Consider the following 22,440-nt stretch of genomic DNA (forward strand, 5'->3'; position numbering starts at 1 on the left):
CATCATGTATTTTCCTGTTAAGCAATACACATGGCCGCAATTAAATACAGTGACAACCCAGCATTATCAAGCAGGAGACAAAGTGTATACATGGAACACACAGGCGTCTTATTCCAATATTCGCAGCGGAATTGACGGTGCGGTTATTTTAAAAGCGGCTCATTATACACCGCTTGAAATTGTCGGCGGTCCTTATGAGTCTGCCGCCAACCCGTATAACCACTATGTTTATTATCATGTAAGAGGAAATGGAATTGACGGGTATGTCGCTTCTTCCAATGTGGTGAAAGGAGATGTAAAAATTTTCACAGACATCTCCAGCAATGAGGTTGCTTCTGCGGTGACGTACCTTCATCTTAAGGGTGTTATTAACGGATACTCAGACGGCACATTCCGTCCAAATGACAAGCTTCTCCGCCGCCATGCAGCGAAAATGCTCGTCAATGAACTCGGCTTGAAGCTTCCGGACGGATATGTAACAAAAGCGAAAGATATGAAACCGGGCGATTTAGGTTACGAAGAGATGGTCATTGCCGAAGCTTACGGCTTAATGGGACAAGGAGGAAGTTTGCGGCCGAACGAATATTTAACGCGCGCGCAGATGGCTTCTATTTTAGTTCGTGCGTATCAAAAGTATTACGATACACCGCAGACAGAGAAAACATTTACGGATGTGCCGCGCGATTTCTGGAACTACAAGGACATAAATACACTCGCCTATAACGGAATTACCGTCGTCGATTCGTTCCGGCCAAACGAGCATGTGACGCGCTCGCAATTTGCCCTTTTCCTAAAGCGGACGCTCGAGCGAAAAGAATAAGCAATAAAAAAGAGATGATCTCACCAAATGAGACCATCTCTTTTTTAATAATAAGGAAGCGAATCGTTCCAAGTCTCGCCGAGGTTTGAACAGCCGCCGCTTATTTGTTCATCCCCCGATACAAAAACGCCGCAAACTGTGCGCGTGTCACCGTGTCGTCGGGGCGGAAAGAGCCGTCTGAATATCCTGTTGTAATTCCCGATGCAGCAAGCGCTTGAATATATGGATATGCCCAATGGCTGTCAGGCACATCTGTGAAGGATCGTTTTACAGCAGGCTGTTTCAAATCAAACACATTGGTCAAAATCTTCGCTAATTGTGCGCGTGTCAGCGTATCTTCAGGATGAAAACTTCCGTTGCTGCCGTTTACATATCCGTTTTTATACATGGCGTTCACCGCACCGACCGCCCAATGTTCAGAAGGCACATCGCGGAAAATCGCCGAACGATCGGAAAAATCTAAATTTAAGTATTCGGCTAAATCCGCCATCACTTCGGCGCGGGTAATCGGTTCGTCCGGTTTAAAATAGCCGTTTTCATAACCAATGAGCAATTCGTCTTCAGAAAGGGCGCGGATTTCATCAGCCGCCCAGTACGATGGGGCAATATCACGAAACTTTCCCGGCTCTAATGGATAAGAAAGAACCCTTCTTGCACCGATATATTTTTTGCCCCAATAATACGGATCGTTCAGCGATGAAACCGTTACTCCCTTCGATGAAGAAGAATGGATAAATTGGTTTTCCCCTATGTATATGCCGGCGTGGGATACTCCTTTACCGTTCGTGTTAAAAAATACAATATCTCCGACCCGCAAATCTTCTTTTTTGACGCTTGTCCCTGTTTCGTACATTTCAGACGTTGTCCGCGGAACATTCACGTCGAGCGTCTGATAAACATGGCGGATAAATCCGGAACAATCGAACCCTCTCGCTGTTGTGCCTCCCCATTGATACGGAACGCCGATATATTTTTTCGAAGCCGGAACAATCATATCGTAATTCGTCTCAGCGTGATATGTGCCTGCATCAGCGTGAGACTGTCCCGTCAGCCAAAGGGCCGCGCAGACAAGCAATCCGCAGCTAAAACGCTTCCACATTTTCGACAAAACACCTCACCCATCACCAAGTATGGTACGAATTTTGTAACTATTAGCAGTCTACCATATTTGCAGCTTGAGAAACTTTACATTTATGTAACAAAAATAAGTCATAACTTTTAAGAGGCCGGTATATAATAAATGTGTTGGTAAAATAATGAACAGGAAGTGAACAAAAGGCATAAAAAGGAAAAAATTTTATAAAAAACACTTGAATAATGTGGGAGTTTTAGTAGAATATTAGCTAGAAAGAGAGATTTATATACAATTTTGCAAAATATGCCTGTGTATACGTTGACAAAAATGCCATAAGAATCTATACTAGTAATTGTTTAGCAACTAAGTTTAAGAGAACGAGATGTAAAGAGATACATATTCTCTTAAATTTAGTTTTCATAAATTAAATGATATTAAGAAAATAACCATAAAGGGAGGAAATAATTCAGATGGCTTACCAACCAAAGTCTTACCGTAAATTTTTGGCTGGTTCCGTTTCTGCTGCATTAGTGGCAACGGCAATCGGTCCAGTAGCCGCAAACGCTGCATCATTCAGCGACGTTAACCCTAGCGATTCTCATGCGGCAAACATCAGCGCATTAGTTGAACTCGGATACATCAAAGGTTTTGAAGACGGTACATTCAAACCTTACAACAGCATTACACGCGGTCAAGTAGCGAAAATCTTCGCTCGCATCTTAAAAGATGCAGGTTTTGAAGTTCCTGCGGACAAACAAGCATTCGACGATGTTCCAGTTAACAGCGCAGACAAAGAGTTAGTTGAAGCAGCTGCCATTGTGAAAGCAGCAGGCGTTATGACTGGAAGCAACGGTAAATTAAATCCGTCTGCGAACATCACTCGTGAACAAATGGCAAAAGTGCTTGTTGAAGCATTCGATTTAACAAAGCCAGATGATTTTACATCTAAAATCACTGACTTAGACAAAGCAGATGCTTCATTCCGCGACTACATCCAAACATTGGAAGCAAACGGCGTAACAGTTGTTACTGAATACAATCCGAAAGGAACTGTTACTCGTGCAGCATTCGCATCATTCGTAAAACGTGCGATGGATGCTTCTGTTGGCGAGCTAGCAATTGAGAGTGTAACTGCACTTGATGATACAAACCGTTTCCTAGAAATTACATTCAACAGAGCGGTTTCCGGTCTTGAGCCTTCTGATATCACAGTACAAAACGCTGATACTTTAGCTAAGTATGGAGTAAAAGAAGTAAAATTATCTTCTAACGGCAAAGTAGCAACAGTTGAATTGTATTCAAAAGAAGATGCTGATGAAGTTTTAGAATATCTTGAGGATTATATTGTAAAAGTGAATGTTGACGGTAAAGTTTTAGAAGCTACATTCAACCGTCCTGCATATATAAAATCTGTAATTACTGATGTTGATGCGAACGAGCGTAAATTCGAAATCGGCGACGTAAATATTGAAGTGCCTGAAAACGTTGATTTTGACTTCTATAATGCTCTTGGACGTGAAACTCGTGTTTGGTTCAACCAAGATTTGGAGCTTGTAAAATATGCTTTTGAAGATCAAAAAGTAGTTGAAACATCTGTTAAAGTAACAAAAGAAGATGAAGAAGTAGAACTTGCTTCTGATGGCAAAAAGTATGACCTTGCATCTGACTTTGAATTCTTCTTGAATGGAGAAGCTGATTCACTTGGTGCAGAAGGTGTTAAATATGACTACGCTAAAGTCATTTTTGACAAGAGCGGAGATGTTCAAACAATCGTTGCTTATGATGATTTAGATGATTATATCCTTACTGAAAAAGTAGAAGACACAGTTGTAATCGGATATGATGGGGACGAAGTTGACCTTGAAGATTACCTTATCGTAAAAGACGGAAAGCAAATTTCAGTTTCAGATATCAAAGAAGGCGATTTAGTATTCTTCAATGAAGATGCTGAAGAAGATGGAATTGCAATTGTTTCTAATAAATCTGTTTCTGGCAAAATTGAAAATGTATTTGAAGATTCATTTGAAATTGATGGTAAAACTTATGACTATGAAAGCAACGATGGCCTTCAGGCAAAATATCTAAGCGGCGATGAGCTTAAAGATTTAGACAGTGATGCGGCAGAGAAATTGCAAGCTGGCGGCAACGTTACTGTATACTTCAACTGGAAAGGTGAAGTAGTTGTTGTTAAAGGTACAGAAGGCGAAGTAGAATCTGCTTACACAGATGCTTATACTACAGATTCTATCCTTGCTTACCAAGATGCTAAAGGTAATGTAAGAATTGAACTTAATGTAGTAAACAAAGACGGCAAAGAAAAAACTTATGATTTCGCTGTAGACTCTCTCGATAAAGTTGTTGTACAAACAGCTGATGACGAAGTAGAGTACGAAGTTGATGAAGATGCTCCATCTGGATTCGAAATCGATGAATTTGGTCTTGGTGATGATTTCGATGTAGATGCGAGTGGTCAAACTGACGCTGAATTTACTATTGTTGCAAAATCTGCTGGTGATGAGGAAGAGGAAGTATTCGAAATTACTGACGCTCCTTTATTACTTGGCGTAGCAACTGACGAAGACGGAGAAGTAACAGGTCTTAAATTCTATGAAGCTGTAGAAACTTTAGAGGAAGACTTAGAGTCTGATGATAACTATGCTTCAGCAGAAAATGGTAAGTCATACCGTGTAACAGATGATACGGTTGTAGTTGATGTGGATACTGACGCAACTTATCCAGATGCTGAGGACGTAAGCTATACTACTTGGGGCGAATTGAAGAAAAACGGCACTGATATCCCTGCGGACAGCACTATTTACTACAATGAAGATGGTTATGTAACTCACATTGTAGTAAGTGATTTAGAAGCATCTAATACTACAGAGCAAACGGCTTTAATCCAACGAATCGACAAAAATACTGATGGCGAAATCGTTCGTATTAAAGCACTTGTAAACGGTGAGTCAAAAGTACTTGCTGCAGAAAATCTTAAAGGTAGCAAAGTTGTCACTGAAAACGGCTTATTCGAAGGTTCTGTAGTTGTTTTAGAAATCAACGATGCTAATGGAAAAGTTTCGAAAATCGTTGAAGATACAGACCGAATTGTTACAGGTTATGTAGACAATGTTGATTTTAGCAAGAAAGAGGTAACGGTTTTAACAGGCGATGGTTCTTACGTAACTGTAGCGTTAGACTCTAAAGTTGGTGAAGTTTATGATGCAACTGACGAAGATGGCGATGACTTCTCTGTAGAAGGCATCCGCGATATCGAAGAAGGCGATGCAGTTGTCATTGGTTTATCAGCTGAAGGAAGCCGATTTGCTGATGCAATTGTATTAGTTGATGCAGATGATCTTGATGAATATGGCTTCGATGATACAGATACAGCGCCATCTATTAATGTAACGGGTGTTGTTGATGGCCATGTTTATAATGATGCAGATCCTAACTTAAACATCAAAGTAAGCATTACTGATGCTGGCCGAGTAGATACTAAACGTGTTAAATTAGATGGTATAGATATTACATCTGCTGCTACTGGTACAGGATATACTGTAGCAACAGACGTAGCGAATTCTGGTAACCATACGTTAGAAATTATAGCTACTGATGGTGAAGGCCATACTGCAACACAAACAATTACCTTTACAATTGATGCTGTTGCGCCAACAGTTACACCATTAGGAAGTGGTTCAGCTGTTACTATTAATCAAGGTGAAACTGCAACTATTACATTCAGTGAACCATTAAGTGCTGATAGTAAAACTGCTGTAGAAAATGCATTATCTGCAGCAAGCGCTAACGACGGCACTTACACTTGGGATGCTCAAGGTAAAGTATTAACAATTACTGGAGCTACTGGTGGTACAACTTATTCTACCGATGTAACAGTAGATGTAACTGATGTTGCTGGTAATACTGCTTCTTCATTAGTAATTGTAAATGCTGAATAATTAATCTAGCTAAGATAGGTTACCAATACCATCCGAAATTTCTAGAAGATTGATAGAGACAGAGAGTCATTTGTTGGCTCTCTGTTTCTTATTTTAGTTGATATGCTGCATGTAGTACTATTTTGTGTCGGAAAATTCATTAAATAGACGCCCATTAATACAAAAAGTACATTACCATTACCATCAGAAGGATTAATATTTTAAGGTTCTATACTAAATGTTGGGGTAAAAGAATTTCATAAAAATAAAAAGCATTTACGAAGTGCTCTCTTTTATAATGAAAGTGGCCAAACCTCATTTAAAAGGAGACTTCGTAAATGCAAGACTATTGTATCACAAAACTGATTGGATTAGAAAATGTCATTGTGTCAAATATTGTGGAAACGGATACGCATCTTGAAATTTTGATCGAAACCAAACCTTGTCACCAAAATTGTCCTCAATGCGGGAAAAGGACGAGAGCGATTCATGATTATCGGCTACAGAAAATTCGAGACGTCAAATTTCGCGAAATGTATACGTACCTGATTTTGAAAAAGCGCCGCTATAAATGTACATCCTGTGGGAAGCGTTTCTATGAACCATATGCCTTTTTAGATCGTTATCAACGTCATACGAAACGTGTCCTTCAAGCCCTTCTCGTCAAAGTAAGAACGGTCAATTTTAAGGAAGTGGCAAAAGAGCTTGGATTAGGACACTCAACGGTTATTCGATGGTTTGACCGTTATTATACTTATGAGAACCACTCATTACCACGAATTTTAGCCATTGATGAGTTCAAGGGGACAACCGAAAAAGGAACATATCAATGTGTCATCGGAGATCCTCAAGGCTTCAAGGTATTGGATGTCATTCAAGATCGGAAGTTATCCACGTTAAAAGATTATTTTCGCTCTTTACCGACTCATCGTGTTCAAATGGTGGTAATGGATATGTGGCAGCCGTACAAAATATTGGCTCAACAACTCTTTCAAAATCCGATTATCATTGTAGACAAATTCCATTATGCACGTCATCACTTCTGGGCACTCGAACGAGTACGAAAGCGAGTACAAAAGTCATTCCAAGACAAAGATCGAAAATCGATGAAAAAGTTACGTTTTCTCTTACATAAACCGAAAGAGAAGCTAACCACTCGAGAACAAGAACTCCTTCAATATTATTTAGAGTTGTCCTCCGATTTAAAGAAAGCTTATCAAGTGAAAGAAGCCTTTAAAAAATGGATAACACAAAGCAATGAGCGGAATGTAAGGTCTAACTTAGAACAGCTGTATCAAGCGATGGATAAATCAGGACTGGACGAATATCAGTACATGAAACGAACCTTTAAAAGTTGGGAGAAAGAAATTATTAATTCATTCATTTATCCTTACACTAACGGTTATTTAGAAGGGATTAACAACAAAATTAAAGTCATCAAACAGATGTCTTATGGCATTCGCAACTTTGATCGACTCAGAAATAAGGTGTTATGTTCATTGATCTAACTTTCATATATAAAGCTATCAAGTACACCCCAACAATTGACGTAGAACCTCTTATTAGTTTGATGTGCTGTATGTAATGTTATTTTGTGTCGGAAAATTCATTAAATAGATGCCCATAATATAAAAAGTACATTATCATCGGAAGGATGAATATTTTAATTTTATACATTTTGTCATTTGGGTATTTTCGGTATAGAATAAAGAAAAGGGAAGTGGATCAAGTTTCACATCCAATTATTTTTAATATCCTTCCTAACAACATTCTGTATAAATGCAGGTTGATTTTCCAGCATATAAAACATTGAGACTGAACGTCTTTACTTATGCTTGATTTGCAATCTGAACTTATATAGTTAAAAAATACTAGGGGAATGGTGAAAGTATGAAAAAAATTACTGCACTTTTATGTACAGCCGTCATCGCAGGTATGCCTTTTACGACAGTTGCGCTGGCAAGCGGGGATAATGATGCAAACCAGGCGGAAGAAGTTCAAAATGAACAAGGCAGTACTTCTGAAGACGTTCAAAATGAGGATGTTAAAATTCTTACGTTAGATGACGTTGTTAAACGTGCATTAGACAACGATCAAAATCTTGTCGTGCTGCAGTATGAGCTTGAAGCTTTAAAAAATCAAACACTTGATGCGGTAGATGACATGAGAGATACTCAAAAAGACATTAGAGATTTGGAGAAAAAATTAGATAAACTAAAAGATGAACGTGACCGGTTGACAGGTTTAGAGCGATTGGCGAACGGACAGGAACGAGTAGCTATTTCCGATGCCTTGGAATTACTTGACGATAAAATTACAGCTCTTGAGACGGCGATTAAGCAGCTTGAATCAGGTCAATTTCAATTGAATCTGCAGGCAGAAGAAGTGAAGGAAGGCATTTCGTTAAAACTTACTTCAACGTACGTCAATTTGTTAAATTTGCAAAAACAAATGAATTTTACGCAAAAAGCGATTCAAACAGCGATAAATGAAGTAAAAAAAGCAGAAAAACTTTATCAATACGGGGCAGGGTCAAAAGAGGCGGTTGATCAGGCGAAAAGACAACAAGTGGATTTAGAAAAACAATTGGAGCAGCTGCAAAAAAACTATTATTATAATTTGGCGAATCTTTCGTTTGATATTAACATCAATTACAATCCGGATTTGTATTTAACACCGGTCGATATGGAGATCGCTAGCATTACGAAAATTGAAGACTATGATTCTGTTATTGAAGGCACGTTCCAAATGAAACGGGCAAAAGACAATTTGGAGTTGGCGAAGTATCATCGTGATGTAGCTTATGAGGACGAAGATGCAAGTGAATTTTTAAAAGCAGAAAAAGACTATAAGGTCAAAGCAGCAGAAGAAACGATTAATAAGCTATATAAAGAACTGACAACGAAGATTGATGCGTTAAATCATAATGCCGATCTTGCAGAATTGAATTATGAAGAAGCAGTGAGAAAACTGGAAAATGTGAAAACCGATCTGGCGAATCTTGAGAAAAGATACAATGCAGGTGTTGTATCTAAATATGATTATGAGAAAGCGAAACTGCAGCTGGAACAGGCACTGTTAAATGTAGAATTGGCTAAAGCAGCGCGCTTTTTAGTGCAACAGTCTATTGAGGCTCTAGAAAAAGGTTATATACAATAGGAGAATGCCGCGCACTGTGCCTCGTCCCGAAATATATCGAAAAGCTCTGCGGAGAGACATCTCTGCGGGGCTTTTCTTCTTTTTTCAATTCATTCATTAAGCTATAAGCGATGACGTAAATCGTTTTCAGTACAGACGTTTGTTTATAGAATCATGTCGAAAAAAGAATGATTAAATATATATTTACATGTTTGGATAATAATACTAATATTAAATTTGTACAGATTTTTTCATCTGTGAAATATACATAAGAAGGGGATCGATAGAATGTATTTATCGAAAGATTCTAAAAAGTTTTTAGCTGCCACAGTCTCTACGGTAATGGTTTCTAGTATTTCAGTCCCTTTTGTATCTGCTCAGCAAATCAATTTCTCTGATGTAAAACCAGATGACTATTTTTATGAAGCTGTTCAAAGTTTAGCAGCGCGAAATATCATTCAAGGTTACCAAGATGGAACTTTTAAACCTTATGAAAGCGTTACCCGCGCCCAAGCAGCTAAAATGTTAGCTTTAGCTTTAGGATTAGATGTAAACAATGTAACGGATCCAGGTTTTAAAGATGTCTCAAAAACAGATTGGTTCTACGGACCGGTAGCAGCGTTAGTAAAAGAAGGGGTATTAAAAGGTTATGAGGATAAAACCTTTAAACCTTATCAAAAAATCACCCGTGCACAAATGGCAAAAATCATTTCTTTAGGTTTTCAATTAAAAGAAAACAAGACTGATAAGCTGCCTTTTGTAGATGTAAAGACAAATGATTGGTTTGCTGGTTTCGTCGGAGCTTTATACGAAAATGGTATTACAACGGGGAAAAACAAAAATGAATTTGCACCAAACGAACCTGTCAACCGTGGGCAGATGGCGGCATTTATTTATCGTAGTGAAAAATTGAAAACTGCGACTCAAACAGGAAAGATTGAAAACATTACAAGCCATTCCGTTCAATTAAATGGAAATGAATATGAAATTGATGATAAAGTAAAGAACATTATTAATATAGCAAACTCAGCAATCTTAAAAAATGCAAATGTCGTAGTTGAGACGAAAGGCAAGAAAGTTGCAAATGTTAAATATTTAGAGATTACTTCATCGGGAACGAATGAGAATCTTGTTTTAGATGGTCAGCAAGGAACTATTGATGGAAATGTAAAAATAAGCGCTGATAACATTACATTGAAAAACTTAACAATTAATGGGGATTTAGAAATCACGAAGGAATTGAAAAATAATTTCTACGCTAATAACTTGGAGGTAAAAGGAAAAACGATTATTTCCGATAAGGATGATAATTTGCAATCTGCAGCGACCCATTTATTTTATAAATCGTTAACCTATAAACTTCCTTTAGCAAAAATGCAGGCAGCTCAAGAATCAAAAACAAACCTTGTATTCGAAAATGCTGCATTGGGTACAGTAGAGCTTGATAAACAAGATTCTTCCCTTGAGATGAAAGGAACTACAAACGTAAAAGAAATTGTTGTTACTTCCAATGTAAGTGTTGTAGCAAGTTCAGATGTTCAAATTTCTAAACTTGTCTTAAACGATGGAGTCACCGGCATCAAATTAAATGCTGACATAAATGAAATGGCTGTGCAAACGACAGGCAATCTGTCAATAGAGGGAAATGGAAATGTTAAAAATCTTAAAGTCGAATCAGCGGCTAATATGGTTCTAAACACTAGCGGAAAAATTGAACAATTAGAAATTGAAAACGAAAACTCGCAAATCACTCTTAAAGCAAATGTAAGAGTTGGCAATGTTCTTGTTCCTGAAGGACTCAATATCAGCAGCATTATAAAAAACTATAATTCAGTAAAAAATCAGATTGAAAAAGTGAATGGAAGCTTGATTAATAACGGCACAACCGGAGGAACAACAAGAAGGGGTTCCGGCGGCTCAAATAATAATCGCTCTGACAATAGTAATTCGCAAATACCAAGTGTAATTAGCCAAGCAGGCACTTATGGACCAAGCAGCGGTCAGCTCACTATTGATGGTGATGTAACAATTAACAGCAAAGATGTTACTTTACAAAATGTGACGATCAAAGGAAACCTCGTTCTTGGTGAAGAAATTGGCGAAGGGGACGTTACCCTTAAAGGTGTTACGGTAGAAGGAAAGACCGAAGTTAAAGGCGGCGGGGAAAATAGTATCCACTTTATAGATTCCGTTTTAATGACGGTCATCGTAAATAAAAATGACGGCAAAGTTCGAATTGTTGCGGAAGGTTCAACAAGAGTTGTTGATTTACAGCTGGAATCATTTGCTAAAGTGGAAGAAATGAATCTTACAGGAGATGCGCCTGGTTTTACAAATGTTACACTCGTAGAAAGCATCCAATCTTCCAATCCTAACCTAACAGTTCAGTTGGTTGGAAACTTTGAAACGATCAATTCTCGTGCTGCAAATGTAAAAATTGAATTGGCAGAAGAAACCGATATCGAAACATTGGTATTGAATGCGATTGCGGCCGTTACAGGATCGGGTCGTATTGGCACGGCTGAAATTAATGCAGAGGGAATTACATTATCACAACGACCAAGAAATCTAGTATTGCAAATTCCAAACGGCCGAGTTCAAATCGGCGATGAAGAAGTGACCGGAAGCTATTCCGATGTTGATAAGACAACAATTAAGGGAATTAAGGCAACTCAAGGAGTTATTGATATTGAGTTAGGAGATTATGTCGCTGATTTAACAATTGACGATTTTAAGGTCACAGCGAAGATGGGGGATCAAGACGTAACACTGGAAAATCTCGAATACGATCCTAATAAAAAACGAATTACTTACGATCCAATTCCATTGACTTCTGGAAATCTTGGCAAGGAAGTTGAAATTACAGTTGCCCCTGCTGATGGTACGGAGAAATTAGAAGGGGAGCCGCAAACAACGAAAGTACAGTTGAATACGGGATTTGAAGGATATATTACAGATATTTACGGAGTCGGTGTAGAAGGCCTTACGATTAAATTCCGCAAAGGTTCTGATGCAAGAGAAGGCGAAGTAGTGAAAGAAGTGACAACAGGTAAGTACGGATACTACTCTGTTTCACTTGAGCCGGGTACGTATACTGGGGAGATTTCAGGACGAGGATTTGTCACTTCATATATGTTCGCCGTTGCGCCGGATGATCAATATAATGTGAATCAAAATGAGACGGCGATTCGTGCTGCGGCTACGAGCGAAGTGAAAATTATGCTAACTTGGAATGAAAAACCGTATGATATTGACTCTCATTTAATAGGTCCAACTCCTGATGGAAGCGGTCGTTTCCATACTTGGTATCCTGAGAGTGAGAGAGAGTATAAATATAATGGTATCACCTATGTAGACTTAGATTGGGATGATACTGATTCGTATGGTCCTGAAACAACAACGATTCGCAAACTTGTTGATGGAACGTACAAATTTATTGTTCATAACTTCTCTGGTGAGCATAGAGATGATATTCCACTGAGACAGTCCGGAGCGAAAGTGGAAATTTTTAAAGGAAATTCCACTTCACCTGACCATATTTTCGAAATTCCAGCCGGTGAAGGTAATGAGTTATATTGGACTGTCTTTGAAATGGTTGTTTCTAATAACGGTACAAATATTGAAATTAATCCAATCAATACGTTATCAATTGAAAGACCTGAAGAGTTGCCGGCAGATGACAACGATGTTGATCCTAGAACGGAACTCGAATGGGCACTTGAAGATGCACGTTGGCAACTGGACTCATTGAGCGAATATTATAGTGATGAGGAATTGCAACCTCTCACAGCTGCAATTTCCGCTGCGGAGGCAGCATTGGAAGATGAAGAAGCGTCTGAAGAAGAGATTCAGGAAATTTTAGCTCAGCTAGAGGAAGTGTTCGACCGCTTTGATACTAAAGTGGAGCTTATCATGACGCTTGAATATGCACATTCGCAACTGGATGCATTGAGCCAATATTATACTGAGGAAGAATTGCAACCTCTTACAGCTGCAATTTCCGCTGCGGAGGCGGCATTGGAAGATGAAGAAGCGTCTGAAGAAGAGATTCAGGAAATTTTAGCTGAGCTAGAGGAAGTGTTCGACCGCTTTGATACGAAAGTGGAGCTTATCATGACGCTTGAATATGCACATTCGCAACTGGACGCATTGAGCCAATATTATACTGATGAAGAATTGCAACCTCTTACAGCTGCAATTTCCGCTGCGGAGGCGGCATTGGCAAGTGAGGAAACGTCTGAAGAAACGCTGGAGGAACTTTTAACACAGCTAGAGGAAGTGTTCGACCGCTTTGATACTAGAGTGGGGCTTGTCATGATGCTTGAATATGCACATTCGCAACTGGACGCATTGAGCCAATATTATACTGAGGAAGAATTGCAACCTCTTACAGCTGCAATTTCCGCTGCGGAGGCGGCATTGGAAGATGAAGAAGCGTCTGAAGAAGAGCTGCAGCAAATATTAGAGCAGTTAGAAGAAGCGCTTGACCAGTTTGATGACCAAACTGTACCAGCGGCACCAGACGTAACAGCTGATGATGAGAACAACGTTATCGTAGGTGCAGATGCAACAATGGAATATTCGACTAATGGCGGCCAAAGCTGGACGGCATACGATCCAACAAATGAGCCAACATTTGAAGGGGATCAAACGGTATTGGTACGTGTAGCGGCAGATCCAACTGCAGGGACACCAGCAGGAGAAACAACAGAATTAACGTTTACAGCCAATATTCCAACACAAGTAGTAACAGAAGTAGCCTTCACGGATACGGATACAAATGCAGGAGAAATCGCAGGTAACGTAACATGGACATTACCGGAGGATGAAGAAGGAATAACAGGCTATACCGTTTACTTCTTAGATAACAATGGAACGAAGATAGGGACTGCGATTGGTGAAGTTGCAAATGGAGTAAACACATTTACGGTTCCGGATAACACGGTAGTACCGAATGATGCGGTAGAACTAGGCGTATTTGCAAAGAACTCTAACGGCGAAAGTGCAGTAGGAGCATCCGCATTAAAAGATGATACAAGTAATAATACAATTACATTAACATCGGTAACTTACAGCTCAAATTCAACATCATATAGTAGCGGCGCAGACGTTCTAGGAGCTTCTGGGGTAGACGATGGAGCTGAAGATGATTTCTTAACACTCACATTTAGTGAGGATATAACAACCGTAGGTACATCCGATAATTACACTATCGTATTTGATGTTGACGGTGACTTTAGTACAACAGATGATCAAACTACACTATCTCCATCCGTTTTCACAGTTGCAGATGGGACTGGAAACGATGTCATTATTTCTCTTGAAGATGTCACTAATTTAGCTCAAAAAGCGACAGAAGCATCGAAATTTAGAGTAACTGTTAAAAATGTTAACAATGTAAAAGCAAATACAAATACAATAAATCCAAATAATGCGGCACAAGATACTTTAGCGGTAGATTTTACTAGATAAAGAGATTTGGGATCGGTGCATGTCACCGCCTGAAAAATATCGAAAGGGGGCTGTCCAAAAAGTCATGGTTAACTGACTTTTTGAAGCCCCTCTTTATTATGTTTTTTTAAAAAAGTGCACAAAAAAATCGTCCTTTCTAGTAAAATGAAGTTATTGTTTTCTCGCTATAAAGGCGGTGGCAGAAGTTCTTATCATCCCAAAATGATGCTTAAAATCATTCAGTTATAAAAGAATTAAACGAAAAAATAAATGCTCTCGAAAAACTTATAAGTCTCTATGAGCAAAAGCAAGATGTTTATAACTCCTTTACTACTCAAACTATTCCTCAGCTATAGATGCTTTAGATTCTCCTTGAAGGTCCTACTTTTTTTGTTATGGCAAAGCTTTATACATCATTTCGCAATTCAACGTTTGTAACTATACTTGTTGATATATGCTTTTGAGTCTGAAAAAAGCATTTTTAATTAATCGATTCAAATGATTGCTTTTGCGACGAGAATAGTATTTGTCGAAAAATCATTGGTATCATTTTTTGTAAATATGTATATACTATGTATATACATTTTAGGTTGGGGGTGATATAATGTATTCAAAAGAATATTTAGAAAACAAAATAAACCAGAGTAAAGGGGTTGACTACATGTCTACAGTTATTGTTCAAAAATGGGGAAACAGTTTGGGCATTCGTATCCCAAAAGATGCTGCTGATAAAATAGGGATTAAACAAGGTTCCGAAATAGAATTAAATGTGATTGGAAATGAAGGTATCATCACATTAAAGCCAAAAAGAACACGGAAGAAATACACACTGGAAGAACTAATATCACAGATTACACCTGAAAATCGACACGAGGAAATTGATTTCGGGATAGAAGGGCGTGAATTGATTTAATGCCAGCAGACGTACCAGAGAGAGGCGATTTCGTTGTTTTAAACTTCAATCCACAAGCTGGTCATGAGCAGGCTGGGAGAAGGAATGCTATTGTTTTATCGCCTAAAGAATTCAATCAAGCAACAGGATTTATAGCTGTTTGTCCGATTACCAATCAAAAGAAGGGTTATCCTTTCGAAGTGGATTTACCAAAAGAAGGAATATCCCTTGATGGCGATGGCTATCCAATAACAGGGGTAGTTTTAACTGATCAAATTAAATCATTGGATTGGAAAGCTCGTAATTTAAAAATTTTAAAGAAGTATAATCCAGAAGATGCACAAATTGAAGAAATAGATAAAATCATTGATGAATGCCTAGCGAAAATAGAAACATATCTGACTTGAATGCGTGCCTGTCACACCCCGAAAAATCTTGTTTCACAAGATTGTTTCACGGGAGAAAGGGGAAGGCCTTGATCCAATGGGATGCTGTACGCCTCGAATTTTATCGAAGATTGATAGAGACAGAGGGTTGCCTTGGCTCTCTGTCTTTTTTCATCTATCCTCATCAAATTAAGGAGTCGATCAATATTAGACTCGTTGTTTACCACTGATTTGAAAAATTTTCCTAGGTATGCAGGAATTTGCTTGTTTTTGTCGAAAAAGCACATGACAACTTATATGTGAGGTGAAGGGAATGGGACGAGCGAGGCGGATTTGGGTGCCGCATTTGTTTTACCATATTGTTTGCCGCGGGAATCGGCGTGATCCGTTGTTTAAAGAATCGAATGATTTTCTTGCTTTTTTGCATATCCTCGAACAGCTTCACGAAAAAATTCCGTTTGAAATCGCTTCGTACTGCCTCATGACGAATCATTTTCATCTGCAGCTGCGTTCACAGCAAGAATCGATCGCAAAAGTGATGGCACTTATCAATAAACGATATGCCAACTATTATAACGCCCGTTATCGTTTGACTGGACATGTGTTTGAAAAACGCTACTTTAGTAAAATCATTGACGATGAAACAGGCATGTTGGAAGTAAGTCGCTACATTCATCTCAATCCTGTTGAAGCCCGCATGGTGCATCTCCCCGAGCATTATCGCTGGAGCAGTTTTTATTTATACACGCAACCCATCTCATCACCCCCATTTATGAACATTGATGTGCTGCTTGATTATTTTTCCGGAACGACAGTAGAGCAAAAGAAAAAATATGTGCAGTTTGTCAAAGCCGACATTGTGCCAAACGACAATATGTTCGCTGAAGGAGGTATGAATGGATGACGGGCAAAATTTGCAGCGTTGGTTTACGAGGAATTGAAGGATATCGCGTGCAGGTAGAAGTGCAAGAAATGCCGGGGCTGCCGTCTGTTGTCATTGTTGGCTTGCCAGATGCATCGGTGAAAGAGGCGAAGGAGAGAGTGATTGCGGCGTTGCATTCGTTTGAATGTGATGTAGCGGATCAAAAGCTTGTCATTCATTTATCGCCGCTGGAGCGGAAAAGCAAAGTCCGATGTTTGACTTAGCGATGGCGATTGGAATTTTACAAGCAAAAGAGAAGCTAAAAGTACCGATTTCATCGGATATCGCTTTTTTCGGTTCGTTATCATTAGACGGAATGATTCAGCCTGTCGATGGGATGCTGCCGGCGATCTTAGCAGCAAAAAAACTCGGCTTCAAACAAGTATACCTTCCGTACGATCCTACTCTTCCTCTTCATCATTTGCAAAACTTCAATTGTGTATTTGTTCAAACGTTAGACGAAGCGGTGCAACGTTTACAAGGACAGCAAGTCTTTTCTCCATTTTTCCATCTTCCTCCCACAGTCGACACTCCTCCAAAGCATCATCGCGATTTTCAACATATTATCGGTCATCAACAAGCAAAGCGTGCACTTGAAATCGCCGCAGCAGGGGCACATAACGTCCTGATGATCGGACCTCCTGGGTGTGGAAAAAGTTTATTAGCTGAAACATTTCCAACGATTTTACCGCGTCTCTCAAATGATACTCAGTTAGAGGTACTCAGTTTATATAAGTTGGCAGGAGAACCATGTGCGAATAGAGGGTATCCTCCTTTTCGTCATCCGCATCATTCCGCTTCATCGGTTTCTTTAATTGGCGGGGGAACTCATCCCAAACCTGGTGAAGTGTCGCTGGCCCATCACGGTGTTTTGTTTCTAAGTTTAAGGGTGCCTGGCACCACCAAAAAATGTCGAAAAGCTCCGCGGAGAGAAATCGCTGCGGGGCTTTTTTTATTGATGGTGTTGCAAAACTAGAGTAAAATCAAAGCTTTTAATAAAAAAGTAGATAAGGCGAGTGAATGGGGACCGCAAACGGAAATCGGTTTGTGTAAGTTAATGATGGATGGAAAATTGAAATGTATCAGAAAAGATGAAAATGGTGAAGATGTACTTGTTCACTTTACTTGGGATGGTCCAATCTGGGTGCCAAAGAATAGGCCGACAAAGAGGAAATAAATGGGTGACTCTGCCTTAGTGTGGGTGCAATCCACTGTCACTCTATTAGTAGGTAAATAGGTTGGGGAACAGCTCTGTGGAAAGAAAAAAATCCCCTTACGTAAAAGGAGATCATTTTGTACAGTGTCATATTAGCTTAGTAGCGGACAGAAATTGAGGATTAATATTAAATACTAGAATTTATTTCTTTTTAAAAAAGAAGGTTCTTTCTGCGAGACAATTTTGGCCATAGAGTCTAACATCGTCTTCAGCTTGATGGAATTTTGGATACTTATTCTTTTTTGCTATTTTTGCAGCAAATTCAATAGCCTCATCGCTTTCCAAATCCATTGGCTCGTCGGCACCTAATACTATTGCTAACAAATCCTTTTGTGGAAAGTACCTTTTTATTTCTACGAATTTTTCCCAAAACATTCTGCTCGCCGGTTCATGATTCTGTTGGAGCCGATCAAGCATATCGTCTTTATCTAATTCATCGTAAAAGTCGCCATCCTCCAACTCTTTATTAACAGGTATCCCTTTTATAAATTTTTTTAGTTCATCATCACTTAACTTCAAATCTTTCTCCCCCTCAAAGTTATATATGAACCTCTCCCACCTACACTTCGCTTAGAGGTGAGAGACTTCTCGGTGAACATGTTAAATTCCTTTTAGTGCCCTAAGTCGTTCAAATGTATTTTATCATTCTTCTTTTATTTACGTGGAGTTTTTCTTTTTTAGTAAATGCTTAATTTAGAAGGTTTTCCCTGTTAATATCGAAGTCCTTTTTAGTGAAGGGGTTAATTATCATTTCAAAGAAATAAATGACAGGCTGTCATGAAACAGTTTTAACCATTTGGGTTCCAAAAGATAAATGAAGGTTGTAAATATTTATGTTCCTTGTTATAATCATATTACAAATCATTTGGAATCCAAAGGAGTGTTTATGGTGAAAAGCGTTTTTCAGCTAAAAACAAAGCCACATGGAATTCAGCGTTATGAGGAATTTATCAAGGAAAACAAGATTGGGATCGGTTGGCCCGGTATTTCGAATTTGTCTAATGTAAGTAAGGAGGAGCTACGTAATCGACTACGCGCTGTTTACGGATATTCAGGGGCAAGACTCAGAAATGCTCTAGGTGCGATTTGGGCTTTTATCGATACGATGAAGGAAGGCGACATTGTTATGATTCGTAAAGGATCGCTTGTGAGCATCGGGCTGATTGGGCCTTATCAATACGAAGAGCAGTTAGATAATGATACAGACGGATTTTGTCATCAGCGTTCAGTTGATTGGATTGTAGTCGATGAGGATGCTTCCCTTTTTAACGAAAAAGTACGGGAAACCTTAAATCATCGCGGGATTGTAACTAAATGTAAATATGATCTAAGTGAGTTGGAATTGGGCTCTGAATTGATGTGAAGAAGAAAAAGGAGGGAAAGAGAATGAATTTGTTTCAAATGAAAACTCGGCCCCACGGAATTGAACGTCTCCCTCTTTTTTTAGAAAAAGGGTTTGTGGCGATTGGCTGGCCTGGCATAGGTTCACTGAAGGATGTGGATGCTAACGAAATTGAACAGCGTCTTGCCAAGAGATATCCGTCTTATGTCGGTCAAAAGATGGCATATTATAAAGGGATTGTAAATGCGTTTGCCAATACGATGAAAGCGGGCGACCTTGTCATGATTACAGAGGGGGATTTTGTCCATATTGGACAGCTTGGTGATTACGAATATAAACAAGAATATGATAACGATAAAGATGGGATGTGTCATCAGCGTCCAGTGCATTGGATAACTACTGTTGAACGGAATGCCTTAAATGATAAGGTGCAGGAACATTTACGCAATCGGGCTACAGTAACGAAATTTAAATATCCAATTCATCTTGCTGAGTTGGAGCCTTTACTGCATGGGAAACCTGCACCTCAACTTTCAGATGGTCACCATTCACTGGCTGAAAAAGCGTGGAACGTGCTTGAAGAAGAACTGCAATCAAATGATCCATTCGTTCGAGTCACAGCAGCTGCTGCTATATTACAGATTATGAAAAAATAAGAAGATTGCCATACACTCACGGATATATGAACGAAGTTTGAGATCGGTAGCTGTGCACCGCCCGAAAATTCACCATCCGAAAAATGTCGAAAAGCTCTGTGGAGAGAAATCTCTGCAGACCTTTTCTTTTCTGTTGAAGTAGACTGATCATGTAAGTCAATTATTGAAAAAATAAATTATAGTGCGTGCACTGTCACTGTCTGAAATGATTCTCACATCGAATAAATCCTATCTCGAATGGGGAAAAGTATTCGGTGACGATGTATTAGTGACAGCGATTTTAGATCGTCCATTACATCACGCCATTATCTTTAATATCAAAGGAGATTCTTACCGCCTATGGGAAAAGAAAAAAAGCAGGAGTTTATCCTGCCCAATTATCTAATTAACCGTTCATAATGATTGGGAATTTCATTTCGTTGAAATTGGGGAATTTTTTAGCAGTTACAAATTATTGTTTGATGACAATAAAGATATTTGAATTACAAAAAAGTTGTTTAAAAAAGGGTAAATCCTTTAAACAACAATGGTTTTCATCAAATTTTAACAACATTTTTCTGACAACTTCAACATGAAGCAGCTAACATGTTGAGATTTTTAAATAACTTTATTTTCGCTGTTCAGTCATGTTGGAACGGTGAAATGCATGTGTAATGGAACAAAATTAAACAACTTTTTATTTGTGAACAGCATCAAGGATGCGCAATATATTTTGGCATTAGGTTTTACCAATTTCAATTAGCTACAAATTAACTTTTGATAAAATTATCAATTGATTATTTTTATTGAATAAATTATCAATTGATTGTAAAATATATGTAGTAGTCAGAAAAGGATGTGTTTTTGGTGAAAGAGGATTGGATCGAAAGCTTAGACGATGTTAATAATTTTATTAATAAAGTTAGAACCATTTTGTCTAGTCAGAATTACCAATTAGATATCCAACTGATCAGAAAGGACGAAGATCCTCTTGATCCTTATACAACACAGAATACGCTTCTAAGTTTGGGGTACGATGAGGAGGACGTAGTCAATGAGCTAATCACTTTAAAAGCAAGCGATTACTGTAAAACTGCTGTAGATCGTAAAAGACCCAGTAGTCCACCATTCTGATTTTTTGAAAAAAACATAAATGGTAAAAGTGTCTACATCAAGTTTAAGGTAAGAGATGAAAAAAATAAGAAAATTTTCTGTATGTCCTTTCATTTTGCTAAGTGGCCAATTACGAATAAACCTTATGCTTAACTATTTTAGGCAGGTTATCTTTATTAGATATCCTGCCCATTATTTCAATTTTTATTAGAAATATTCATATACAATACTAGGGGTAAAAGGATGATAAAAATGGCTGAACTTTTAGAAAAAATTCATTATAATTGCCCATTTTGTGATGAAGAACATGAAATTTCTGTATTTAGAGAAAAAACGAAAGCTCTAGTTAATAATACTCCAGTCGAATATGAAGAGATTTACTATTATTGTCCAATTGAAGAAGATAAGTTTGTACCTAAGGAAATACTGAACCAAAATTTATTAGCTGCTAAAGATAGCTATAGAACCCTTAATGGGCTTCTTACTTCTCAAGAGATTAAAGATATACGTAATTCATACGGTTTGTCTCAAAAAGAATTTGCTAATATGTTGGGATGGGGAGATGTAACCATTCAAAGATACGAAAAAAAATCTATTCAAGACGAAACGTATGACCAAAAAATAAGAGAGGTTAAAGATAATCCGAAATTAGCTTTAGACGAATTAGAAAAACATAAAGAAAAGTTTGATCAAGCAAGATATGAAGAGATTAGAGAATTTATAAAAGAGTTAGTTAAGACTAAATCGATTAAATACTTGAATAAAGAAATTATTGAGTCTATATATATTGATCACCAAGAAGAATCTGAATATAACGGTTATAAATTGTTGGATCTAGAGAAAGTAGAGAATATGATAGCATTTTTTGCTCAATATAGTTCTAGATTGTATAAAGTCAAACTGATGAAACTTCTTTGGTATGCTGATGCTTTATTCTTTAAAAAATATGGAGTGGGAATGTCCGGATTGGTTTATAAGCGTTTACCATTGGGAGCTGTTCCAAAAGCACATGAAGAGATATTAAAATATGCACAATCTTCTATAAACATCATTGAAGAATATTTTGATGAAAAGATTGCATATAAAATTTTACCTAAAGTGGATGTAGACTTATCAAAATTTACTATAGAAGAGATATCCGTTCTACAAACGGTGTTAGAAAAATTCGATAAAATGGGGAGTAGAGAAATTAGCGATTATATGCATGAAGAGTTGGCTTATCAAAAAACTGCTCGAGATGAAGTGATTCCATATAGTTTAGCCCGTGAAATTCGAGACTTCTAATAAAGGGGCTGTCCAAAAAGTCAGTTACCCTGACTTTTTGGACAGCCCCTATTTGTACAGATTTAGGTATGCTGACTGAACTTGATATATCACAGAGAGTTAAAAATACAGATAGTGAATACAGAGAAAAAGTAATTCGATTAGCAGCAATAAGGGCTGATATTGAATTTTGGATCCATGATTTCATGTTTAGTCCACCCCTCATACAAATATTTCTTCACCACGTCTAATTTA

14 protein-coding genes and 2 pseudogenes are annotated in these 22,440 nt (G+C 38.2%); 14 read left to right on the forward strand and 2 right to left on the reverse strand.

Annotated features, from left to right (window positions below; genetic code table 11):
* The first annotated feature begins 4 nt into the window (after nt 1-4).
* Nucleotides 5-820 carry an S-layer homology domain-containing protein gene (locus tag B0I26_RS07900; protein WP_111644915.1) on the forward strand — a complete coding sequence of 272 codons (816 nt, stop codon included), beginning with the start codon at nt 5-7 and terminating at the stop codon, nt 818-820.
* A 100-nt stretch (nt 821-920) separates the two neighbouring features.
* Here the strand turns inward: B0I26_RS07900 and B0I26_RS07905 are convergent, their stop codons facing one another.
* Nucleotides 921-1,919, reverse strand: coding sequence for a C40 family peptidase (locus B0I26_RS07905; RefSeq protein ID WP_111644916.1), 999 nt, complete (start codon nt 1,917-1,919; stop codon nt 921-923).
* Nucleotides 1,920-2,365: 446 nt separating this feature from the next.
* On the opposite strand from B0I26_RS07905, the gene B0I26_RS18545 reads away from it, so the two are divergent.
* The 9 genes and pseudogenes from B0I26_RS18545 (at nt 2,366) to B0I26_RS19085 (ending at nt 17,592) form a co-directional block, all read left to right on the forward strand.
* Nucleotides 2,366-5,848, forward strand: coding sequence for an S-layer homology domain-containing protein (locus tag B0I26_RS18545; RefSeq protein ID WP_245934731.1), 3,483 nt, complete (start codon nt 2,366-2,368; stop codon nt 5,846-5,848).
* Nucleotides 5,849-6,165: 317 nt separating this feature from the next.
* A complete protein-coding gene (locus B0I26_RS07915) occupies nt 6,166-7,335 on the forward strand; it encodes an ISL3 family transposase (RefSeq protein WP_111644917.1) in 1,170 nt (389 codons plus the stop codon).
* Nucleotides 7,336-7,717: 382 nt separating this feature from the next.
* Nucleotides 7,718-8,986, forward strand: a complete 1,269-nt coding sequence (locus B0I26_RS07920) for a TolC family protein (RefSeq protein ID WP_111644918.1) — start codon at nt 7,718-7,720, stop codon at nt 8,984-8,986.
* 267 nt (nt 8,987-9,253) lie between these two features.
* Nucleotides 9,254-14,437 (forward strand): DUF4073 domain-containing protein, encoded by a 5,184-nt coding sequence (locus tag B0I26_RS07925; protein ID WP_111644919.1) that lies wholly within the window; start codon nt 9,254-9,256, stop codon nt 14,435-14,437.
* Between the two features lie 583 nt (nt 14,438-15,020).
* Nucleotides 15,021-15,329, forward strand: a complete 309-nt coding sequence (locus B0I26_RS07930) for an AbrB/MazE/SpoVT family DNA-binding domain-containing protein (protein WP_004888884.1) — start codon at nt 15,021-15,023, stop codon at nt 15,327-15,329.
* A complete protein-coding gene (locus tag B0I26_RS07935; RefSeq protein ID WP_033020639.1) occupies nt 15,329-15,715 on the forward strand; it encodes a type II toxin-antitoxin system PemK/MazF family toxin in 387 nt (128 codons plus the stop codon). The genes B0I26_RS07930 and B0I26_RS07935 overlap by 1 nt, the downstream gene beginning before the upstream one ends.
* Nucleotides 15,716-16,007: 292 nt before the next feature.
* Nucleotides 16,008-16,598: a transposase gene (locus B0I26_RS07940; protein WP_111644920.1), complete on the forward strand. Its 591-nt coding sequence runs from the start codon at nt 16,008-16,010 to the stop codon at nt 16,596-16,598.
* 68 nt (nt 16,599-16,666) lie between these two features.
* Nucleotides 16,667-17,025 (forward strand): annotated as a pseudogene (locus tag B0I26_RS19080) (magnesium chelatase domain-containing protein); the annotation flags it as partial.
* 12 nt (nt 17,026-17,037) lie between these two features.
* A complete protein-coding gene (locus B0I26_RS19085; RefSeq protein WP_458295086.1) occupies nt 17,038-17,592 on the forward strand; it encodes an ATP-binding protein in 555 nt (184 codons plus the stop codon).
* A 381-nt stretch (nt 17,593-17,973) separates the two neighbouring features.
* Here the strand turns inward: B0I26_RS19085 and B0I26_RS07950 are convergent, their stop codons facing one another.
* Nucleotides 17,974-18,351: a hypothetical protein gene (locus B0I26_RS07950; protein ID WP_111644921.1), complete on the reverse strand. Its 378-nt coding sequence runs from the start codon at nt 18,349-18,351 to the stop codon at nt 17,974-17,976.
* 370 nt (nt 18,352-18,721) lie between these two features.
* Here B0I26_RS07950 and B0I26_RS07955 point away from each other — a divergent pair, with 370 nt between their 5' ends.
* The 4 genes and pseudogenes from B0I26_RS07955 (at nt 18,722) to B0I26_RS07975 (ending at nt 22,206) form a co-directional block, all read left to right on the forward strand.
* A complete protein-coding gene (locus tag B0I26_RS07955; RefSeq protein ID WP_111645031.1) occupies nt 18,722-19,195 on the forward strand; it encodes a hypothetical protein in 474 nt (157 codons plus the stop codon).
* A 23-nt stretch (nt 19,196-19,218) separates the two neighbouring features.
* The gene (locus tag B0I26_RS07960) at nt 19,219-19,830 is read left to right on the forward strand and encodes a hypothetical protein (protein ID WP_111644922.1); all 612 of its coding nucleotides are present in this window, start codon (nt 19,219-19,221) and stop codon (nt 19,828-19,830) included.
* A 205-nt stretch (nt 19,831-20,035) separates the two neighbouring features.
* Nucleotides 20,036-20,215 (forward strand): annotated as a pseudogene (locus tag B0I26_RS07965) (ATP-binding protein); the annotation flags it as partial.
* Between the two features lie 959 nt (nt 20,216-21,174).
* Nucleotides 21,175-22,206 (forward strand): type II TA system antitoxin MqsA family protein, encoded by a 1,032-nt coding sequence (locus B0I26_RS07975; protein WP_181502793.1) that lies wholly within the window; start codon nt 21,175-21,177, stop codon nt 22,204-22,206.
* The last annotated feature ends 234 nt before the right edge of the window (nt 22,207-22,440 follow it).

This window comes from Paranoxybacillus vitaminiphilus (assembly GCF_003259935.1).
Taxonomy (GTDB): domain Bacteria; phylum Bacillota; class Bacilli; order Bacillales; family Anoxybacillaceae; genus Paranoxybacillus; species Paranoxybacillus vitaminiphilus.

What these genes read in the sequence shown, in the direction of transcription:
- B0I26_RS07920 (WP_111644918.1), top strand. Translation starts at nt 7,718, where the DNA reads ATGAAAAAAATTACTGCACTTTTATGTACAGCCGTCATCGCAGGTATG.
- B0I26_RS07940 (WP_111644920.1), top strand. Translation starts at nt 16,008, where the DNA reads ATGGGACGAGCGAGGCGGATTTGGGTGCCGCATTTGTTTTACCATATT.
- B0I26_RS07905 (WP_111644916.1), bottom strand. Translation starts at nt 1,919, where the DNA reads ATGTGGAAGCGTTTTAGCTGCGGATTGCTTGTCTGCGCGGCCCTTTGG.
- B0I26_RS07900 (WP_111644915.1), top strand. Translation starts at nt 5, where the DNA reads ATGTATTTTCCTGTTAAGCAATACACATGGCCGCAATTAAATACAGTG.
- B0I26_RS07925 (WP_111644919.1), top strand. Translation starts at nt 9,254, where the DNA reads ATGTATTTATCGAAAGATTCTAAAAAGTTTTTAGCTGCCACAGTCTCT.
- B0I26_RS07960 (WP_111644922.1), top strand. Translation starts at nt 19,219, where the DNA reads ATGAATTTGTTTCAAATGAAAACTCGGCCCCACGGAATTGAACGTCTC.
- B0I26_RS07915 (WP_111644917.1), top strand. Translation starts at nt 6,166, where the DNA reads ATGCAAGACTATTGTATCACAAAACTGATTGGATTAGAAAATGTCATT.
- B0I26_RS07930 (WP_004888884.1), top strand. Translation starts at nt 15,021, where the DNA reads ATGTATTCAAAAGAATATTTAGAAAACAAAATAAACCAGAGTAAAGGG.
- B0I26_RS07935 (WP_033020639.1), top strand. Translation starts at nt 15,329, where the DNA reads ATGCCAGCAGACGTACCAGAGAGAGGCGATTTCGTTGTTTTAAACTTC.
- B0I26_RS07975 (WP_181502793.1), top strand. Translation starts at nt 21,175, where the DNA reads ATGGCTGAACTTTTAGAAAAAATTCATTATAATTGCCCATTTTGTGAT.
- B0I26_RS18545 (WP_245934731.1), top strand. Translation starts at nt 2,366, where the DNA reads ATGGCTTACCAACCAAAGTCTTACCGTAAATTTTTGGCTGGTTCCGTT.